This is a genomic window from Pokkaliibacter sp. MBI-7 (genome assembly GCF_029846635.1).
GTDB lineage: Bacteria > Pseudomonadota > Gammaproteobacteria > Pseudomonadales > Balneatricaceae > Pokkaliibacter.
The window spans coordinates 206,422-225,392 of the sequence record NZ_JARVTG010000002.1; the positions used below are offsets into that span (position 1 = coordinate 206,422).

15 protein-coding genes and 6 tRNA genes are annotated in these 18,971 nt (G+C 50.0%); 17 read left to right on the plus strand and 4 right to left on the minus strand.

The window, feature by feature from the left end:
* The first annotated feature begins 19 nt into the window (after positions 1 to 19).
* From lpxK to murB, 5 genes are all read left to right on the plus strand, one after another.
* Positions 20 to 1,012, plus strand: coding sequence for a tetraacyldisaccharide 4'-kinase (lpxK, locus tag QCD60_RS20580; protein ID WP_279788097.1), 993 nt, complete (start codon positions 20 to 22; stop codon positions 1,010 to 1,012).
* Between the two features lie 131 nt (positions 1,013 to 1,143).
* Positions 1,144 to 1,341: a Trm112 family protein gene (locus QCD60_RS20585; protein WP_104157073.1), complete on the plus strand. Its 198-nt coding sequence runs from the start codon at positions 1,144 to 1,146 to the stop codon at positions 1,339 to 1,341.
* Positions 1,342 to 1,396: 55 nt separating this feature from the next.
* The gene (gene kdsB / locus QCD60_RS20590; protein ID WP_279788098.1) at positions 1,397 to 2,164 is read left to right on the plus strand and encodes a 3-deoxy-manno-octulosonate cytidylyltransferase; all 768 of its coding nucleotides are present in this window, start codon (positions 1,397 to 1,399) and stop codon (positions 2,162 to 2,164) included.
* Positions 2,165 to 2,243: 79 nt separating this feature from the next.
* Positions 2,244 to 2,705 carry a low molecular weight phosphotyrosine protein phosphatase gene (locus tag QCD60_RS20595; protein WP_279788099.1) on the plus strand — a complete coding sequence of 154 codons (462 nt, stop codon included), beginning with the start codon at positions 2,244 to 2,246 and terminating at the stop codon, positions 2,703 to 2,705.
* Positions 2,702 to 3,733, plus strand: a complete 1,032-nt coding sequence (murB, locus tag QCD60_RS20600; protein ID WP_279788100.1) for a UDP-N-acetylmuramate dehydrogenase — start codon at positions 2,702 to 2,704, stop codon at positions 3,731 to 3,733. The genes QCD60_RS20595 and murB overlap by 4 nt, the downstream gene beginning before the upstream one ends.
* Before the next feature lie 142 nt (positions 3,734 to 3,875).
* Here the strand turns inward: murB and rne are convergent, their stop codons facing one another.
* Entirely contained in the window at positions 3,876 to 6,965 is a 3,090-nt protein-coding gene (gene rne / locus QCD60_RS20605) for a ribonuclease E (protein ID WP_279788101.1), read from the minus strand.
* A gap of 691 nt (positions 6,966 to 7,656) precedes the next feature.
* Between rne and rluC the strand changes: the two genes are divergently transcribed.
* Positions 7,657 to 8,631, plus strand: coding sequence for a 23S rRNA pseudouridine(955/2504/2580) synthase RluC (gene rluC, locus QCD60_RS20610; RefSeq protein ID WP_279788102.1), 975 nt, complete (start codon positions 7,657 to 7,659; stop codon positions 8,629 to 8,631).
* An 88-nt stretch (positions 8,632 to 8,719) separates the two neighbouring features.
* On the opposite strand, the gene QCD60_RS20615 is transcribed toward rluC, so the two are convergent.
* Positions 8,720 to 8,795: transfer RNA gene (locus QCD60_RS20615), tRNA-His, on the minus strand.
* A gap of 166 nt (positions 8,796 to 8,961) precedes the next feature.
* On the opposite strand from QCD60_RS20615, the gene QCD60_RS20620 reads away from it, so the two are divergent.
* A complete protein-coding gene (locus QCD60_RS20620; RefSeq protein ID WP_279788103.1) occupies positions 8,962 to 10,065 on the plus strand; it encodes a DNA-binding protein in 1,104 nt (367 codons plus the stop codon).
* A gap of 69 nt (positions 10,066 to 10,134) precedes the next feature.
* On the opposite strand, the gene QCD60_RS20625 is transcribed toward QCD60_RS20620, so the two are convergent.
* Entirely contained in the window at positions 10,135 to 10,578 is a 444-nt protein-coding gene (locus tag QCD60_RS20625; protein WP_279788104.1) for a MaoC family dehydratase, read from the minus strand.
* Positions 10,579 to 10,631: 53 nt separating this feature from the next.
* On the minus strand, positions 10,632 to 11,486 hold the full coding sequence (gene folD / locus QCD60_RS20630) for a bifunctional methylenetetrahydrofolate dehydrogenase/methenyltetrahydrofolate cyclohydrolase FolD (RefSeq protein ID WP_279788105.1): 855 nt from the start codon (positions 11,484 to 11,486) through the stop codon (positions 10,632 to 10,634).
* Positions 11,487 to 11,779: 293 nt separating this feature from the next.
* Here folD and QCD60_RS20635 point away from each other — a divergent pair.
* The 10 genes from QCD60_RS20635 to QCD60_RS20680 all read left to right on the plus strand — a co-directional run bounded on the left by QCD60_RS20635 (position 11,780) and on the right by QCD60_RS20680 (position 18,925).
* Positions 11,780 to 11,856: transfer RNA gene (locus QCD60_RS20635), tRNA-Arg, on the plus strand.
* 14 nt (positions 11,857 to 11,870) lie between these two features.
* Positions 11,871 to 11,946 (plus strand) — tRNA-His (locus QCD60_RS20640).
* Between the two features lie 33 nt (positions 11,947 to 11,979).
* A tRNA-His gene (locus QCD60_RS20645) sits at positions 11,980 to 12,055 on the plus strand.
* A gap of 37 nt (positions 12,056 to 12,092) precedes the next feature.
* Positions 12,093 to 12,168 (plus strand) — tRNA-His (locus QCD60_RS20650).
* 218 nt (positions 12,169 to 12,386) lie between these two features.
* On the plus strand, positions 12,387 to 13,709 hold the full coding sequence (gene tig, locus QCD60_RS20655) for a trigger factor (RefSeq protein ID WP_279788106.1): 1,323 nt from the start codon (positions 12,387 to 12,389) through the stop codon (positions 13,707 to 13,709).
* A 111-nt stretch (positions 13,710 to 13,820) separates the two neighbouring features.
* Positions 13,821 to 14,456 (plus strand): ATP-dependent Clp endopeptidase proteolytic subunit ClpP, encoded by a 636-nt coding sequence (clpP, locus tag QCD60_RS20660; protein ID WP_104157063.1) that lies wholly within the window; start codon positions 13,821 to 13,823, stop codon positions 14,454 to 14,456.
* 84 nt (positions 14,457 to 14,540) lie between these two features.
* Positions 14,541 to 15,824 (plus strand): ATP-dependent Clp protease ATP-binding subunit ClpX, encoded by a 1,284-nt coding sequence (clpX, locus tag QCD60_RS20665; protein ID WP_104157062.1) that lies wholly within the window; start codon positions 14,541 to 14,543, stop codon positions 15,822 to 15,824.
* A 135-nt stretch (positions 15,825 to 15,959) separates the two neighbouring features.
* Positions 15,960 to 18,404 (plus strand): endopeptidase La, encoded by a 2,445-nt coding sequence (lon, locus tag QCD60_RS20670; protein ID WP_279791042.1) that lies wholly within the window; start codon positions 15,960 to 15,962, stop codon positions 18,402 to 18,404.
* Positions 18,405 to 18,529: 125 nt separating this feature from the next.
* Entirely contained in the window at positions 18,530 to 18,805 is a 276-nt protein-coding gene (locus tag QCD60_RS20675) for an HU family DNA-binding protein (RefSeq protein ID WP_104157060.1), read from the plus strand.
* Between the two features lie 43 nt (positions 18,806 to 18,848).
* Positions 18,849 to 18,925 (plus strand) — tRNA-Asp (locus QCD60_RS20680).
* The last annotated feature ends 46 nt before the right edge of the window (positions 18,926 to 18,971 follow it).

Sequence of the window (18,971 nt, forward strand, 5' to 3'; positions counted from 1 at the left end):
GCATGCTGAGAGTTTGCTCATGGCTTTGAGTTCTGAATCCCTCTGGTACGGCAATAACAAGCTGAGCTACCTGTTATGGCCACTTGAAGTGCTGTTTAAGCGGTTGGCAAGTCGACGCAGGCAACGCCTGCAAACTAATGCCTGGTTGGCGCCGGTGCCTGTGGTTGTGGTGGGTAACATATCTATTGGTGGTACTGGTAAGACGCCTTTGATTACAGCACTGGTTACCTGGGCAAAGCAGCAAGGTTATCGGCCTGGAGTAGTCAGTCGTGGGTACGGCGGCCAGTCCGATGTCTATCCTTTGACGGTTGAAGTGGATACTGATCCTGCTATATCGGGTGATGAGCCTGCGCTGCTGCGAAAGCTTTGCGATTGTCCGGTGGTTATTGCTCCAGATCGTGTAGCAGCGGTGCAATGGCTGCTGGAAAACAATGATTGTGATCTGATCTTCAGTGATGATGGCCTTCAGCACTACCGCTTAGGGCGTCATATAGAAATTGCTGTCGTTGACGGTCATCGCGGCCTGGGGAATGGCCATTGTCTGCCGGTCGGGCCGCTTAGGGAGCCGCCTGAGCGTCTTGCTGAAGTGGATTTTTGTGTGGTCAATGGCTATGCGGCCAGCACACCTGTAACGACTTCCTTTACAATGCATATTCGTGCCCAGCAAATGGTTCATGTGCATACAGGGCAGGCTTCTGATGTTCACGCATGGAGTGGGCGAGAGGTCATTGCGATGGCCGGAATAGGTAATCCCACACGTTTTTTTTCGACGTTGGAATCGCTAGGCATCAAAATTACGCGTTCTATCAGTAAGCCTGACCACTATCACTTTCAGCAAGAAGATATACCGAGTGGAGGCATGCCGGTTGTCGTAACAGCTAAAGATGCTGTGAAGTGTGGTGGTTTTGCAGTAGATAACCTGTGGTATCTGGATATTACTGCGGTGCTGTCAGATAGCTTTTTTAGCGCGTTGGCGGAAAAGCTACGTAGCCTTAACCTGAAAAGGCGCTGAAATCTGCTTTCCAAATGTTAACAATGCACGTTGCTGTCGAGGCTTAGCCTTGCCCGGTGGGTTGTATAAATCGATATCTATCATCGTGTTGTCCGTCAGGATCAGCATGCCTAGTTTTACGGAGATCCAGAATGGATAAGCAGTTATTGGATTTGCTAGTGTGCCCCGTTACCAAGGCGCCGCTTGAGTGGCATGCCGATCGTCAGGAGCTATTTTGCTATGCCAGCAATCTCGCTTATCCGGTACGTGATGGTATTCCCGTGATGTTGGAGTCAGAAGCGCGTAGCTTGACCGAAGAAGAACGGGCGAAGCGTCCAAAGCAGCGTTAATAAAGAAGCGGCCTTTTTGCTGCAAGGTAGTATTTGTTCGGGAGTTTCACAGACTATGTCGTTTCTGGTTGTCATCCCTGCCCGTTACGCGTCCACCCGCCTGAAAGGCAAACCCCTGCTGGATATCGCCGGTAAGCCAATGGTCCAGCACACGTGGGAGAAAGCGTGTGCCAGTGGAGCGGCGCGCGTCATCATCGCTACTGATGATGAGAGAATTGAAAGCATGGCCAGAGCCTTCGGCGCTGAAGTATGTATGACTTCTGCGGCACATCCCTCCGGTACTGATCGGATTCAGGAGGTGGCGTCACAGTTGAAACTGTCAGATGACGAGGTCATCGTGAACGTTCAGGGGGATGAGCCGATGCTGCCTGCAACCTTGATTGATCAGGTCGCGCAGACTCTGCTGAAGCATCCTCAGGCGGACATGGCAACGTTGTGCGAGCCGATTGAGGATATGGCGTTATTCGCCAATCCCAACGTGGTCAAGCTCGTTAAAGATGTACATGGTAAGGCGCTTTATTTTAGCCGTGCGCCTGTATCGTGGCATCGGGATGAGTTTGCTCAAGGTATCAGCGATGTTCCGCCGTCAGGCTGGCAGGCATTTCGACATATCGGGCTGTACAGTTACCGTGTTGGTTTGTTGAATCAGTTCGTCCAGTGGTCACCCGCTCCGATAGAACAATGGGAGGCGCTGGAGCAGCTACGTGTACTGTGGAATGGTGGCTATATTCAGGTCTCTGAGGCGTCGGTCATTCCTCCTGCTGGTGTAGATACACCTGATGATCTGGTACGAGTACGTTCGATACTTGGCGATGGCCGATAGCTGAAAATTCTGAATCTGGAGGCTGTGTATGCCTCTTTAGAGCCATTGTTTGTTGAGCTGTCTGACTATTCGGTGAGAGATGTACAAAATTCTTTTAGTGTGCCTTGGCAACATCTGTCGTTCCCCTACTGCAGAAGGTGTGCTGGCAAAGAAAATCACCCAGCAGGGGTTGGGTAGGCGTTTTCAGGTCGATTCGGCAGGGACGGCTGCTTACCATACGGGTGAGTCACCTGATAGACGGAGCTGTCGTGCTGCCGCCAGGCGTGGCTACGATTTAACTCCCCTCAGAGCTCGCCAGGTCATGCCATCAGACTTTGAAGAGTTTGATGTAATTCTGGCTATGGATCATGCCAATCTAAGTAGCTTGAAGCAGAATTGCCCCGCTCAATTGCAGCATAAACTTGGTTTGTTCCTCCATTATCATCCAGATTCAATAGAGGAGGTGCCTGATCCTTACTATGATGGAGAGTCTGGGTTTGAGCTGGTGCTTGATCTTGTTGAAGTGGCTGCGGATGCCTTAATTAAGGATTTAGTGAAGTGAGTGACTATCCTGAGCACTGGCAAGAGAACGCCGATTTACTTAGGTTGAATACTTTTGGATTTTCAGTAGAAGCTGAGTACCTGTCTGTTGTGCACTCTGCTAGCCAATTGCAGCAAGATATTGCTGTTGCGCAAAAGCGCAATCTCGCATGGCGTGTGCTAGGTGGGGGTAGCAATGTAGTGCTGTGCCAGAACCTGCCTGGTCTTACTTTGTTAATTGATATCAAAGGCGTTGAGGTGCTATCCGAGAATGAGTCGGACGTTACTTTAAACGTTGGGGCAGGAGAGAACTGGCATTCTTTGGTCTGCTTCAGCTTGTCTCAGGGATGGTCAGGTTTGGAAAATTTGGCATTGATTCCAGGTACCGTAGGTGCTGCGCCAGTGCAAAATATTGGCGCTTATGGCATGGAGTTAAAGGACGTTCTACTACGAGTGCAGTATCTCGATACTGTCACAGGAGCGTTCTGCACGCGAGAAGCAGCTGATTGCAACTTCTCCTACCGACATAGCATCTTCAAAGAGAGCATTGGTAAGAGCTGGATCATTGTGTCCGTAGAGTTGTGCTTGTCAAAGCAGGCTGATGCCCAGATCAAATATAAGGCTCTGCGTGACTATTTTGACCAGAAGGGTATTGAACGGCCAACGGTGCAGCAGGTTGCTGAAGCAGTGGTAGCTATTCGCCAGTCAAAGTTGCCAGACCCTGATGTATTAGGAAATGCGGGGAGCTTTTTTAAAAATCCTTGGATAACAGCAGAGCAGTTCGATCTGTTGCGCCATGACTACCCGGGTTTGGTTGGCTTTGTCGATGGTCCAGGCTATAAACTTGCTGCAGCTTGGCTGATAGATCAACTAGGCTTCAAAGGTTGGCGTGAGGGAGCAGTAGGGGTGCACAAGGATCAGGCGCTAGTGTTAGTCCATCATGGTGGTGGCAATGGAGAGCAGTTATTGGCGCTGGCGCAGCGTATTCAATTGGCAGTAAAGCAACGCTACGGTGTTTTGTTAGAGCAGGAACCTGTGGTTCTGCAATAACGTCACGTTCACTTTGGTCAGGGTTTTAGGGATCGTTTAGTGAATATGAATAGGTGCACTACCCCCGCTGCGGTTTCGCAGACGGGTGAAACTAAAAAGGGCTTGCAGATGCAAGCCCTTTTATTTTCACGAGTTGGGTATATTACTCGTCTTGGCTACTTACTTCGGGCTGCTGTTGAGTTTCGAGCATTTGACGGCGCTTGATTTCACGTGGGTCATTATGAGCACGGCGAACGCGCCTTGGTGCATCTTCGGAGGGTTGTGGCTCCAAAGGAGCTTCATCAGCCTTCTCTTCTGCCAGTTGCACAGTCTGCTCTTCGGAAGCTTGCTCGCTGACAATCTCAGCAGTCTCAGCAGTCTCAGCAGTCTCAGCAGTCTCAGCAGTCTCAGCAGTCTCAGCAGTCTCAGCAGTCTCAGCAGTCTCAGCAGTCTCAGCAGTCTCAGCAGTCTCAGCAGTCTCAGCAGTCTCAGCAGTCTCAGCAGAGGCTGTAAGTTGCTCAGGTGCAATTACTTCCTTGTGCTCAACTTGCTCTGCTGCTGGATAGCTCTCGCTGTCGGTAACAACCAGCTCAGTTGCCGTAGACTGGTCAGTAACGGGTGCTTCTACGGCAATAGCATCTGCTGCCACTGCAGAGTTGACCTCGGTGGAGTCCGGCAGACTGGTGGGCTCCGGCTGATTCGCTATTTGTTCATCAGAAATGGCGTGCGCTATTTCTGATGACTGTGATACGGCAGTATCACTTGCAACAGCCACGGCATCGTCAGTGGCAACCTCAGTGCTAACAGCTTCTGCAGACTTGTCGTCTCTGCGGTTGTTGTTGCGTCCGCGGTTGCGGCGACGTCGCTGGGGGTGTTCGTCCTGGTCGTCGCTGGCGTCTGAAGCAGAGATAGCTACGTTGCTTTCGTCAGTGCTCATCACCTCGTCTGCGGATGTAGAGTCAGGTGCGTCTGCTGTGCTTGCGGTCTCCACTACCACAGCGTCTGCAGCAACGACGATAGCGAGCTCATTAACTGATTTTTCATCTTCTGTCAGGGCGGGTTCGGTTTCTTCACCGATTGCCTGAGCTTTTAGGTGGTCAGGTAGTGGGGTGCGCTTCGCACTGCGATCACGTCGACGGCGCTGACGTCCCCGGCGACGATCATCACTGGCTTGCTCAGGGGCAGATGATTCATTTGAGCCCTCAGTAACGGTTTGGGTTACTAACTGTTCATTGCTTTCAGTATCCACTTCAGTTTCACGAGTGGTACGCTCATTGCGGCTATTGCGACGACGATCACGTTGACCTCGATTGTCCCGAGTATTTCGCTCGCGGCTGTCGTCTTCACGAGCTGCACGATCTTCGCTGTCGACTTTGCGTTCAGAGTCTGTGCGGCGCTCTGCATCGTTACGGCCATTGTCTCGGCGTTCATTGTCGCGACCTCGACGATTACGATCATTCCGCTCATGACGACGATTACTGGTTTCGCGCTCACTGCTTTCTGGTTTCGGTTGTGCTGGCTGCTCTACGGTCGGTGCCGTTTCATCTTTGGTCTCTCCCTGGAACCAGCTGCTGAAAGCTTTTAGCAACCGGCGGCCGAGCCCTACAGAAGGGGCCTGATGTGCAATTGCTGCTGGGGGGGGGGAGACGGTTGGCAACGGAGCCGATGCTGCCGGAGGCATGCTTTTGACTGCTGCTTCCTCGCGTGAATGCTGTGCTGCTACCGGAGTAGTCTCGTCGCTATGCTCTTCTTCAATCAGCTCATAGCTGGCGTCGGTGGAGCGGGCTTCAACATTGTCGTCTCGCAGACGTATAACCTCGTAGTGAGGTGTTTCAAGATTAGGATTGGGGACGATGACAATCTTGATGCTTTGGCGTTGCTCAAGGCGTGACAGATGTGGCCGCTTTTCGTTAAGCAGGTAGGTTGCAACGCTCACGGGAACGATGGCGCGAATCTGGGCGGTGCGCTCCTTCAGTGCCTCTTCTTCGATCAGGCGCATGATGGAAAGTGATAGCGAGCCTACATCGCGAATGCTGCCTTGGCCGTGACAGCGTGGGCATGTCATTGCTGTGGTTTCACCCAGCGATGGGCGAAGACGTTGACGTGACATTTCAAGCAGACCGAAGCGAGAGATGCGTCCAATCTGGATGCGCGCACGATCTACCTTAAGTGCATCTTTTAAGCGGTTTTCCACTTCACGCTGATTCTTGATGGGAGTCATATCAATAAAATCGATGACTACCAGTCCGCCAATATCCCGCAGACGTAACTGACGGGCTATCTCATCTGCCGCCTCAAGGTTGGTCTGCAGAGCGGTTTCCTCGATATCACCACCTTTGGTGGCTCTAGAGGAGTTGATGTCGATCGAGACCAGTGCTTCTGTGGGGTCGATTACAATTGAGCCGCCAGATGGGAGGCGTACTTCGCGCTGGAAGGCTGTCTCGATTTGGGATTCAATCTGGAACCGTGTAAATAGAGGAATGTCTTCCTGGTACAGTTTGATCTTGCTCTGGAATGTCGGCATGACCTGACGAGCAAAATTCATTGCGTCCTGATGCACTTCTGCAGAATCGATCAATACTTCGCCAATATCCTGGCGAAGATAATCACGCATAGCCCGAATAATGACATTGCTTTCCTGATAGATCAGGAAAGGTGCAGGTCGATTAAGAGCTGCAGATCGGATCGATTCCCAGAGCTGCATCAGATAGTCCAGGTCGTTCTGCAGTTCTTCAGGTGTGCGTCCAATGCCAGCGGTGCGGACAATAACCCCGGCACTCCCTGGAATTTGAATTGAGTCTAGAGCATCCTTTAAAGCCTGACGTTCTTCACCCTCAATGCGACGAGAGATGCCACCAGCACGGGGATTATTTGGCATTAGTACCAAGTAACGCCCTGCAAGACTAATAAACGTCGTCAGTGCCGCGCCTTTGTTGCCTCTTTCTTCCTTGTCTATCTGAACTATGACTTCTTGTCCTTCGCGAATCGCTTCGCGAATGGCTACACGGCCACCTTTGCCTTCGTTATTGAAGTATTCTCGAGCAATTTCTTTTAGTGGAAGGAAGCCATGGCGGTCCGCGCCATAGTCAACAAAGGCTGCCTCAAGGCTGGGTTCTATGCGGGTAACACGGCCACGATATATGTTGGCTTTCTTTTGTTCGCGGGAGACGGACTCAATGTCCAGATCGTAGAGTCTTTGACCGTCAACAAGAGCAACCCGGATTTCTTCAGGCTGGGTTGCGTTGATCATCATTCTTTTCATTTTTAACGTCAGACCATATAGGGCCTAGCGTCGATGTAAATATCCACTGTGTAACGGCCAAGACAGCAGCCCAGTTTTTACTACCGGTTCTTCTTGCAGAGAGGTCAATCTCCGGGCCGGCTTGGCGCTGTCAATTTCAGAGTGTCGGTGCCGTTTCGGTCAGTAACGCGTTGCAAATACAGGGAAAGCCACTACCGAGCACACGATATTAGTTGCGTTCGGATAGGAATATAAGCGTTACCATAGCCTGTCGTTTTAGGGTGTTGATGCGGAGTTAGCTGAGTGGATTTGGTAGAAGGTATGCCTTCCATCAAATTACATTTCCCAGCACTGCTCTTGCAGGTTCTGCCCTGCTTACGCGTCAATCAATTGACAACAGGTATTAAAGGCTCTTACTCCAGGCTTTCCATTAAGAAGCTGACCTAAAACAGTGGTACTAGCATCGAACGGAAGGCTGGTTAGTTGCTTCGCACCAATAATGTGATGCGACCTAATTCTTTTGTTGGGCAGCTGCACATAGGCAAAGTCAGTCCCCAACGGTATCATGAGTGCACGAAGAGCAGGGTAGAGGAGCCCAATCGGGGCTTGGTCCTTCTAAAGAGCTGAGCTTCGTTAGCGGCCTCAATATAGCAGTATTTCCCCGCCGCAATCAAATAGGCAGATCAATTTGAATCAAGCAGTTATGAGCGATCAACAGAAACCCTCATCAGCCCAAGTCCAATGGTTAACCATAAGCATTGATTACCAAGGTCAGCGCCTGGACAACTTTCTGCTGGCCATGCTTAAAGGGGTTCCGAAAACCCGTATTTACAGCATGATGCGCAAAGGGGAAATACGGATAAATCGGAAGCGGGTCAAGCCTGACTACCGAATCGTCGGTGGTGAAGAGCTTCGCTTGCCTCCTGTCAGGCTTCCTGAGCGTGATGCTCCTCCTCCGGTTTCTGCGGGATTAGGTAGAAAAATTGAAGACGCCATTCTGTATGAAGACGATGCGTTGATGGTGATTAACAAGCCTTCTGGATTGGCGGTGCATGGTGGAAGTGGGATTAGCCTTGGCTTAATTGAAAGTCTGCGTCAGCTGCGGCCCGAGCTTAAAATGCTGGAGTTAGTGCATCGCCTGGATCGCGATACCTCAGGCTGTATCCTGGTGGCAAAGAAGCGTTCTGCATTGAGAGCGCTGCATGAAGCGCTGCGTGATGGCGGTGTAGACAAAGTGTATCATGCACTGGTTCAGGGGCGTTGGCCCAGTCGGCATCAGCATGTAAATGCACCATTAAAGAAAAATGAACTGCGTTCTGGTGAGCGAGTTGTGAGAGTGGACGCTGACGGTAAACCCTCTCTGACTGAGTTTAAGGTCTTGAGGCGTTTTGCTTCATATACCCTGGTTGAGGCGAAGCCTATTACAGGTCGAACGCATCAAATTCGAGTTCACTCCCAGTTTGCGGGGCATCCAATCATTGGTGATGACAAGTACGGGGTGGATGAGGTGAACAAAGCTGCAAAACAGTACGGTTTAAATCGACTCTTTCTGCATGCGGCCAGGTTGACGTTTCGCCATCCTATAAGTGGTGAGGTTGTATCTGTTAAGGCTGAGTATGACGCTGAGCTTCACGCAGTGATTGATATGCTTTCAGCGGAAATCATTTCAGTTGAATGATGTAAGGAAGTGTTCTGAGTGGCCGCAATATGCGGCTGCTTTATAGAGGTTGGGTGAAGTTTTGAGATGTGTGCAGTGAGGTACTGGATGGGGTGGACGATGGGGCTTGAACCCACGACCGCCGGAATCACAATCCGGAGCTCTGCCAACTGAGCTACGCCCACCATTTCCAGTAATATAACGAATCGCTTTTGCGATGGCGCGTATCATACGATTCTGGTTTTTTCAGTCAAGTGTTTTTGCGGTGCTGGTGAGGGCAGGGAAGGGTGTGGTGGTTTAGCCCCTAGTGTACAATGCCGTATCGGTACTGCGAGGTTTAAGGATTGGTAGATGTCAGCGAAAACTGTGCGTGAACAAGTATTTGCAGTTGCAGATGACTTACTTATGTCAGGGACTGAGCCTGTCTTAAGGTTGGTTGGTGCCAGGCTTGCAGATGTGGATGATACGGCAATTCAAACTACCCTGCAGGAGTGGTGGTTGATGCTGCCACAGCGAATTCAGTATCGATTGCCTATTGCTAGTGATCTGCCTAAGGAAGTGGTGCAAGTAGTTCAGGGGTTGTGGGATCAGGCGGTGAGGCAGGCTAGTGCTCAGCTTGAGCATGAGCGTCGACAGATGGCCGCTCAACTGGAGCAGCAGGAATCTGATGCTAGTCAGCATGTTGAGCGTTTGCGGACTGAGATCGTTGGGCATGAGGTGCATAACGAGCAGTTGCGCTCCAGGATTGATGAGCTTGAACAAAAGGTTAAGACGTTGCAGGCCGAGCTGTCTTTGCAAAAGGCAACACTGCACGCTGAATTGCAGAAACGTGGCCAGGCAGAGCAGCGAGAGTTGGATATAAAACACGAGCTGGATCGTGTGATCAAAAATCGTGATGAGTCCAGGCTTCAGTTTGAGTCTCGGCTGAAAGATGAACAGGCGCGTTTGGTTGAGGCGCAGTCTAGGTATAAAGCGGAAGTGGGTCAGATGCGTATTGCTCACGACCAGCTTCGAGATGATGCGAGCAAGAAAGACTCCGCTCTTACTCGGCAGATTCATGAATTGCAGGCGGAGCTTGCGCGGGCCGAAGTTAAGTCGGAAACGCAGTTAACACAGCTTAAAAGCTATGAGCAGGAGTTAAAGGGGTATCGGCTTGAGTCTGCTAGCTCCAGTAGAGACCTAAGTAAACTCAATGCTCAACTATTAACAGAGGTTAACAAGAGCAAGCGCTTTGAGCAGCGTATTCAGGAGTTGGAGAGTGCGCAGAAGGAAGTGGGTAAGCGGGTGTCCAGCTCTAATGCTGAGACGATGCGCAGAGAGTCGGATTTGCGCCAGCAGGTGCTTGAGCGTGAGGATGAGTTATTGAGGCTTCGTGCGCAGCTTAAACAGCAGCAAACGGTTATGTCTGCACGTGAAGAAGAAATGAAGCGATTGCAGGCTAGAATGCAGGCATAGTGGTGCCAAGTTGAGGTTTGGTGTGAGGTGTGTTTTAGGAAGGGCCAGCGAAAAGCTGGCTCTTTGCTTTTATGCGGATGTTGGTTTGGGTCGTTTATTTACCATGACGATTGCGTAGCCTTGAGCTACTGTCTTGCCGTTTGCGGTGCAATTGGTGGTGAGCTTAACCTTTTTTCTGCGTAGGTCTATCTCTTCTATGGTGGCTGTCGCTGTAATGGTGTCGTCAATGTGAATGGGTAGTTTGAATTCTAGGTGTTGCTCCAGATAAATTGCTCCTGGTCCGGGTAGTCGAGTGCCGAGAACGGCCGAGATTAAGCCGCCTGCAAACATGCCGTGAGCAATTTGTTTTCCGAAAGTGGTCGTTGCTGCATATGCGGCGTCAATGTGAATTGGGTTTGTATCGCCGGTTATGTCTGCGAACTGGAGAATGTCAGACTCGCTTATGGTTTTTGTAACACAATCTGACATTCCAACTGCAAGATCTTCCAGGTAATGGCCTTGATATGGGTTCATGATTTGTGGCTTCGGTCCGAAAGGTGGGAGCTTCAACGGCTCCCAGGTCTGGCTTAATTGTGCAGATGATCTGCAGCGTGCAACGTGTTTTCCATTAGTGTTGCGACTGTCATCGGGCCAACGCCGCCGGGGACAGGGGTGATCCAGCTGGCGCGCTCTGCTGCAATCTCGAACTCCACATCGCCGACTAGCTTGCCGTTGTTGAGTCGATTAATCCCTACGTCGATGACAATGGCTCCGGGTTTGATCCATTCACCTTTGACTAGTCCGGGTTTGCCGACACCCACAACGACTAAATCGGCTTGGGCTACTTTGTTTGCCAGGTTTTTGGTGAAGCGGTGTGTGGTCGTTACTGTGCAACCTGCCAAGAGTAATTCCAGACTCATTGGGCGGCCAACAATATTTGACGCACCAACAACAATGGCATCCAGTCCTCTGATTGGGGTGTTGGTGTGGTCTAGTAGTGTCATTATGCCTTTTGGGGTGCATGGGCGCAGTAAAGGCATTCGTTGAGCGAGGCGTCCCATGTTGAATGGGTGAAAACCGTCAACGTCTTTGTCGGGGCGAATGTGCTCGAGAATAAGGTCGGCTTTTAAGTGAGAGGGTAGAGGGAGTTGCACCAGAATGCCGTCAATGTTGCTGTCATTATTTAGTCGGCTGATCAGTGATAGCAGTTCGTCTTGTGTAGTTTTCTCTGATAAGTCGTAAGCTTCGGAGTAGAAGCCTACCTCCTCGCATGCCTGGCGTTTGCTGTTTACATACACGTGAGATGCTGGATCTTGACCGATCAATATTACAGCTAAGCCAGGTTTGCGTTTGCCTGCTGCCAGTCGCTGCCGAACGCCTTCAGCAACTTTGGTGCGCACCTCTCGTGCAATGGCTTTGCCGTCTATAAGTTGTGCAGTCATGGTGGTTGTGGTCTTCCTCGCTATAAAACCGGGCACAATTTTCGCACGCTTTGCCGGGAGAGCCAAACCGGGTTTTATCAATTGATGCGGCTCTTGAGTGCAGATGGTTGTAATGGGAGGGGGCTTTGTTTTTCAGGGTAAGGTGTTATATAGCTTTATGTCTGGTGGTTGTTTGTTGATGTTGGTCTAAGTTATTAAAAAGCTTGACGTTAATCGGAATGGTGATATTATTCGGCCTCGTTTGGCGGGGTGCTGTTTCGGTGATTTTTCATTGAAAAGAAACCTCTGGTAGCGCGCTTGTAGCTCAATCGGATAGAGCATCGGCCTTCTAAGCCGAGGGTTGCAGGTTCGAGTCCTGCCAGGCGCGCCAGTTAAGGTATAGTGGTGGGCGTAGCTCAGTTGGCAGAGCTCCGGATTGTGATTCCGGCGGTCGTGGGTTCAAGCCCCATCGTCCACCCCAATTCTTAATCTTGTGTTTTTTCTATTTGATATGGTGGGCGTAGCTCAGTTGGCAGAGCTCCGGATTGTGATTCCGGCGGTCGTGGGTTCAAGCCCCATCGTCCACCCCATATCTCTTCTATTTCTGAATTCTTTCAGATGTCTATGGTGGATGTAGCTCAGTTGGCAGAGCTCCGGATTGTGATTCCGGCGGTCGTGGGTTCAAGCCCCATCATCCACCCCAATTCCCTGATTTAAAAACATTTTTTGTTTTTGGGTTTCATTGAGCGCTTGACTCTGCGCTGGCCTTTATTGAGAATGTGCGCTTCGTTTTGTTAGCGTTTGCCGCCAAAATTCAGTCTTTGGTTGCTCGCTGGAAAATTATAGGCAGTTAAAGAATTGCTCTTGGCGCACAAGCCATAGCGAAAATTTAGTTGGCGCTAAGTTGTGTGAGGCAGATTAATGCAAGTTTCAATTGAAGCGACTTCTACTCTGGAACGTCGCCTGACTATTACTATCCCAGCTGCCCGTATCGAAGCTGATGTTGAAAAACAGCTGAAAGATGCAGCCAAAAACGTACGAATTGATGGTTTTCGTAAGGGCAAGGTCCCATCGAAAATTGTCAAGCAGCGTTATGGCAAAGGCATTCGTCAGGATGTTCTGAGTGATATTATTCGTACCAGTTTTTATGAGGCAGTAACTCAGGAAAAACTGAATCCCGCAGGCACGCCATCTATCGAACCGAAATCTGACATTGAAGGTCAGGATTTCGAGTTTGTAGCTACCTTTGAAGTCTTTCCAGAAATCGCACTGGCTGATTTCTCTGCAGCTGAAATCGAGAAGCAGAGCGCTGAAGTTGCAGATGCTGACGTTGACACCATGATTGAAACTCTGCGCAAGCAGCAGGCATCTTGGAATAATGTAGAGCGTGCATCCCAGGATGGTGATCGCGTGACTATGGACTTTGAAGGCTTTGTTGATGGTGAAGCCTTTGATGGTGGCAAAGCTGAAGGTTACGAGCTGGTTCTTGGTTCAAATACCATGATTCCTGGCTTTGAGACTGGCTTGCTGGGTGCGAAGGCTGGTGATGACGTTGAGTTAAGCGTGGCCTTCCCTGAAGAGTATCATGCAGAAAACCTGAAGGGTAAGCCTGCTATATTCAAGGTGAAAGTGACTGCTGTCGCTGAGCCGGTTCTGCCCGAACTTAGTGCTGAGTTTTTCAGTAAGTTTGGTGTTGAAGAGCAGTCCGAAGAAGGCTTCCGTGCTGAAATTCGCAAGAACATGGAACGCGAGTTGAAGAACGCTCTGCGTAACAAAACCAAAACTATGGTTCTTGATGCCCTTTGCCGTTTGAATCCCATCGCTATCCCAGCTGCCCTGATCAGTGATGAGGTTGATACTTTGCGTCGTCAGGCAGTGCAGCAGTTTGGTGGTGATGTTGAGAAGTTTGATCTCAATATGCTGCCTGCCGAGTTGTTCAAAGATCAGGCTGAACAGCGCGTGCGTAACGGTTTGCTGTTGGCTGAAGTGATTCGTGTAAACGAAATCAAAGCTGATGAAGCGCGTGTTGGTGCATTTGTTGAGGAAATGTCTGCTGCATATCAGCAGCCAGAAGAAGTTAAAGCCTACTTCCTTAATGACAAGCAGCAACGTCGTCAGATCGAAGCAGTTATTGTTGAAGACGTCGCTGTCGAAACCTTGCTTGCTGCAGCTAAGGTCAATGAGGTAAGCGTTAGCTACGAAGAGGCCATCAAGCCTGCTGCTAGCAAAAATGCTGATGCCTAAGACTTTTAATTAGTATTGGCTGTACTTAAAAAACGATAGTTGTTACAACAATGTTTGTAATGGCTATCGTTTTTTTTCTATCTAGAGATTCAGTAGGGAGAAGCTGGCAATATGAATCCGTTCCTTGCTCAAGCAGCTGGTCAGGGGGTAGCTCCTTCGTCATCTTTGGTGCCGATGGTTGTGGAGCAGAGTGCAAGAGGTGAGCGCGCATATGATATATATTCGCGACTGCTGAAAGAGCGCGTAATCTTTCTGGTTGGCCCGGTTGAAGATCACATGGCCAACTTAGTTGTGGCTCAACTGTTGTTCCTTGAATCAGAGAATCCCGATAAAGATATCCATCTCTATATCAACTCCCCTGGTGGGGTGGTTACTGCGGGTATGGCCATTTACGATACCATGCAGTTCATCAAACCTGACGTGAGTACGCTGTGTATTGGGCAGGCTGCAAGTATGGGGGCGTTGCTCCTTGCAGGTGGTGCAGCGGGTAAGCGTTATGCGTTACCTCATGCTCGTGTCATGATTCACCAGCCTTTGGGTGGCTACCAGGGGCAGGCTACTGATATAGAGATTCATACACGCGAAATATTAACGATGCGTGAGAAATTGAACCGTATCTTGGCTCATCACAGTGGCAAGGACATCGAAACTATTGCCCGTGATACCGATCGTGATAATTTTATGGATGCACCTACTGCAGCTGAGTATGGATTGATTGACTCCGTCCTGACTCGTCGCAGTGTCTGAGGCAGTTTGTGTGAAGGTCGGAGTTGAAAATTGCTGACACCGGCCTCATCTTGTCTGCAGAAGAAAGTTTAACGGGGAAGTCGAATGGCCGACGATACACGCAAAAAAGGCGACGATGGAAAGTTGCTCTATTGCTCTTTCTGCGGTAAGAGTCAGCATGAGGTTCGTAAGCTTATTGCAGGACCTTCAGTCTATATCTGCGATGAGTGCGTCGACCTTTGCAATGACATAATCCGCGAAGAGATTCAAGATCAGGGGAAAGATGCCCACCACGGTGACCAGCTGCCCACTCCCCAAGAAATCAAACAGACCCTAGACGAGTATGTCATAGGGCAAGATCTGGCTAAGCGTGTGCTAGCAGTGGCGGTGTACAATCATTACAAGCGACTGCGTATGAGTGATAAATCTTCAGATGTGGAGCTCGGTAAAAGCAATATTCTGATGATTGGACCTACTGGTAGCGGTAAAACGCTACTTGCACAGACACTGGCTCGCTTACTTAATGTTCCCTTCACGATTGCAGATGCTACAACGTTAACCGAGGCCGGTTATGTCGGTGAGGATGTAGAGAATATCATCCAGAAATTGTTGCAGAAGTGTGACTATGACGTAGAGAAAGCCCAGATGGGCATTGTCTACATTGATGAAATCGACAAAATTTCTCGAAAATCTGACAACCCTTCCATCACCCGAGATGTCTCAGGCGAGGGTGTTCAGCAGGCGTTGTTGAAGCTGATTGAGGGGTCTGTGGCATCGGTGCCGCCTCAAGGTGGTCGCAAGCATCCTCAGCAGGAGTTTTTGCAGGTTGACACCTCAAATATCCTGTTTATATGTGGAGGTGCATTTGCTGGGCTTGAAAAAATCATCAGTGATCGCAGTGAGAAGAGTAGCATCGGCTTTTCTGCCACAGTTAAGTCCAAGGAAAACTCCAAGTCTGTTTCCGATACCTTGATGGAAGTTGAGGCGGAGGATTTGGTTCGATACGGTCTCATTCCTGAGTTTGTGGGGCGCTTACCCATGGTGGCGACTTTAACGGAGCTGGATGAAGAGGCGCTGATCGAAATCCTGGTAGAGCCAAAAAATGCGCTGACCAAGCAGTATCAGAAGCTTTTCAGTATGGAGAGTGTTGAGCTCGAGTTCCGTGAAGATTCTCTGCGTGCAATTGCGAAGCGGGCAATGGAGAGAAAGACCGGGGCTCGAGGCTTGAGAACGATTATGGAGAATGTTCTGCTTGGCACAATGTTCGATTTGCCTTCTTTGGAAGGTGTCAGCAAGGTAGTTATTGATGCTTCTGTAATTGAGGGTGAGTCAGAACCTCTGATGATCTACGAAAATACAGAAGAGAAGCGCGCATTACCTGAGCGTTGATCAAGGTGGAGAAAAGGGCACAGTAATGTTGCCCTTTTTATGTCAGAGTTGTTGCATTCCCTTGTATCAATCCCCACCTATGCCTGTAAGCCATGAATGGAAGTGATCATTCGCTTCCGCTACCTTGAGGTGTCTATGGAGCAACAAGCATCCAAGCATGATGTGACCAATGTCACCGTGCCACTGTTACCTTTGCGGGATGTTGTGGTGTTCCCGCATATGGTTATTCCCCTTTTCGTAGGTAGAGACAAATCCATTGCAGCACTTGAGCGGGCGATGGAAGAGCAGAAGGAAATTCTGCTTGTCGCACAGCGCGATGCCGCAGATGAGGATCCTGTCTGGGAAGATCTTTTCGCTGTAGGTACTGTTGCTAGCATATTGCAATTGCTCAAGCTCCCGGATGGCACGGTAAAAGTTCTGGTTGAGGGCGAGTATCGTGCACAGATCAAGTCTGTAGACCTGATTGATGGTTGTTATCAGGCGGAAGTGCAGTCTCTTCCTGAGCAAGATGTCAGAGAGGCTGAGGCCCAAGTTCTTAGTCGTGCCCTCATGTCGCAATTTGAACAGTACGTTCAGGCGAGCAAGAAAGTCCCGGCAGAGGTCGTGTCATCGCTTGCTAATATCGAAGAGCCTGGTCGTCTCGCTGATACCATTTCTGCACATATGAATCTGAAACTGGCCGACAAGCAGAAAGTGCTCGAGCTGGTGGATATTGTTGAGCGTGTGGAACAGCTCATCGCGCATATGGAAGCGGAAAATGATCTGATTCAGGTTGAGCGACGTATTCGCGGTCGTGTCAAGAAACAGATGGAAAAGAGTCAGCGCGAGTACTATCTGAATGAGCAAATGAAGGCTATTCAGAAAGAGCTTGGTGATCTGGATGAAAACGGTGGCAATGAGATCGAAGATCTCAAGTCACGTATTGAAAGCTCTGGTATGCCCAAAGATGCCCAGGCAAAGGCTATGTCTGAGCTGGGTAAGCTGAAAATGATGTCGCCTATGTCTGCTGAGGCAACGGTCGTTCGAAGCTATCTGGACTGGATGCTAGGTGTCCCTTGGAGCAAACGCAGCAAGGTGCGGCATGATCTGGCGCTGGCGGAGACCATCCTCAATGAGGATCACTACGGTCTGGATGAAGTTAAAGAGCGCATTCTTGAATATTTAGCTGTTCAGCAGCGCGTTAAGAAGCTTAAAGGTCCTGTTTTGTGCCTGGTAGGACCACCCGGTGTAGGTAAGACCTCATTGGGGCAGTCTATTGCGCGAGCAACTAATCGGAAGTTCGTTCGTATGGCCTTGGGTGGCGTGCGAGATGAGGCTGAAATTCGTGGCCACCGCCGAACCTATATTGGCTCAATGCCCGGTAAGCTGGTGCAGAAGATCTCCAAGGTTGGTGTGAAGAATCCACTGTTCTTGCTTGATGAAATTGACAAGATGGGGATGGATCATCGTGGTGATCCTGCTTCTGCCTTGCTTGAGGTTTTAGATCCGGAGCAAAACAACTCTTTCAATGACCATTATCTGGAAGTGGATTTCGATCTCTCAGATGTAATGTTTATTTGTACATCCAACAGTATGAATATCCCTGCACCTCTGCTTGATCGTATGGAAATCATTCGAATTCCCGGTTACACCGAAGATGAGAAGGTCAATATCGCTCAGCGTTACCTGATACCCAAACAGATGACCAATAACGGTCTCAAGCCAAAAGAGCTGGAAGTAACTGAAGAAGCCGTACGTGACTTGATTCGATACTACACTCGCGAGGCTGGTGTCCGGGGATTGGAGCGTGAGCTGGCCAAGCTGTGCCGAAAGGTTGTCAAAGCGAGATTGTTGAAGAAGCTCGATGCTGGTGTGCTGGTGATCAGCGCAGATCTGCTGGAAGAGTACAATGGCGTACGTAAATACTCTTATGGCCGTGCAGAAGACAACGATCAGGTTGGTCAGGTAAACGGACTGGCATGGACTTCTGTCGGTGGCGATATCTTGCGTATCGAGTGTACGGTTGTGCCTGGTAAAGGTCGTGTCGTTAAAACGGGGTCTCTCGGCGATGTTATGCAGGAGTCGATCCAGGCCGCCATTACTGTTGTGCGTTCACGATCCAAGGCTCTTGGCATCGCTAGTGACTTTCATGAGAAGCAGGACATGCATGTTCATGTTCCTGAAGGTGCTACACCTAAGGATGGTCCTAGTGCAGGTATTGCTATGTGCACGGCGATGGTATCAACGCTAACCGGCATTCCTATCCGTGCGGATGTGGCGATGACGGGCGAAATTACCTTGCGCGGGCAGGTTCTGCCCATAGGCGGTTTGAAAGAGAAGCTCCTGGCTGCTCACCGGGGTGGGATCCACACCGTGATCATTCCTGAAGAAAACCGCAGAGATTTGAAGGAAATTCCTGAAAATATCAAAGCAGAGCTGCAAATTTGCCCGGTTAAGTGGATTGATGAAGTCTTGGCTATTGCTCTTCAGTACCAGCCTCAACCCCTCGTTGAAGAGGTTAAGGAAACCACTGAGCATGCTTCGACTTCTAAAGAATCTGAGCCAGAAGCTGATTCAGGATCGCGTCCAAGCACTCACTGAAATGGCTAGAGGCCGCGTCATTACTAGCTTGACACTAGTTTAGCGGCCTTGGTATAAAAGGGCTCTGCCTGTTTCAGACGTACCAAACATAGAAGAATACCAACGAAACTTCGAAGGGGATTAACGTGAATAAATCTGAACTGATCGATGCAATTGCTGCCTCTGCTGACATTCCTAAAGCTGCAGCAGGTCGTGCACTGGATGCAATGATCGACGCTGTAACTGACGCTCTGAGCAAAGGTGACACCGTCGCACTGGTTGGTTTCGGTACTTTTGGTGTTAAAGAACGTGCAGCTCGTACTGGCCGTAACCCACAGACTGGTGCTCCAATCGAGATTTCTGCAGCTAAAGTACCTAACTTCAAGCCCGGTAAGGCGCTGAAAGACGCGGTCAACGGTTGATAGAAGCTGGTAGCTCTGCTCAAACGCGTGTAGGGCTACTTGAGGAGCGGTAGTTCAGTTGGTTAGAATGCCGGCCTGTCACGCCGGAGGTCGCGGGTTCGAGCCCCGTCCGTTCCGCCAAATGCAAAAAGCGTATTCTCAGGAATGCGCTTTTTTTTTAGCAGTT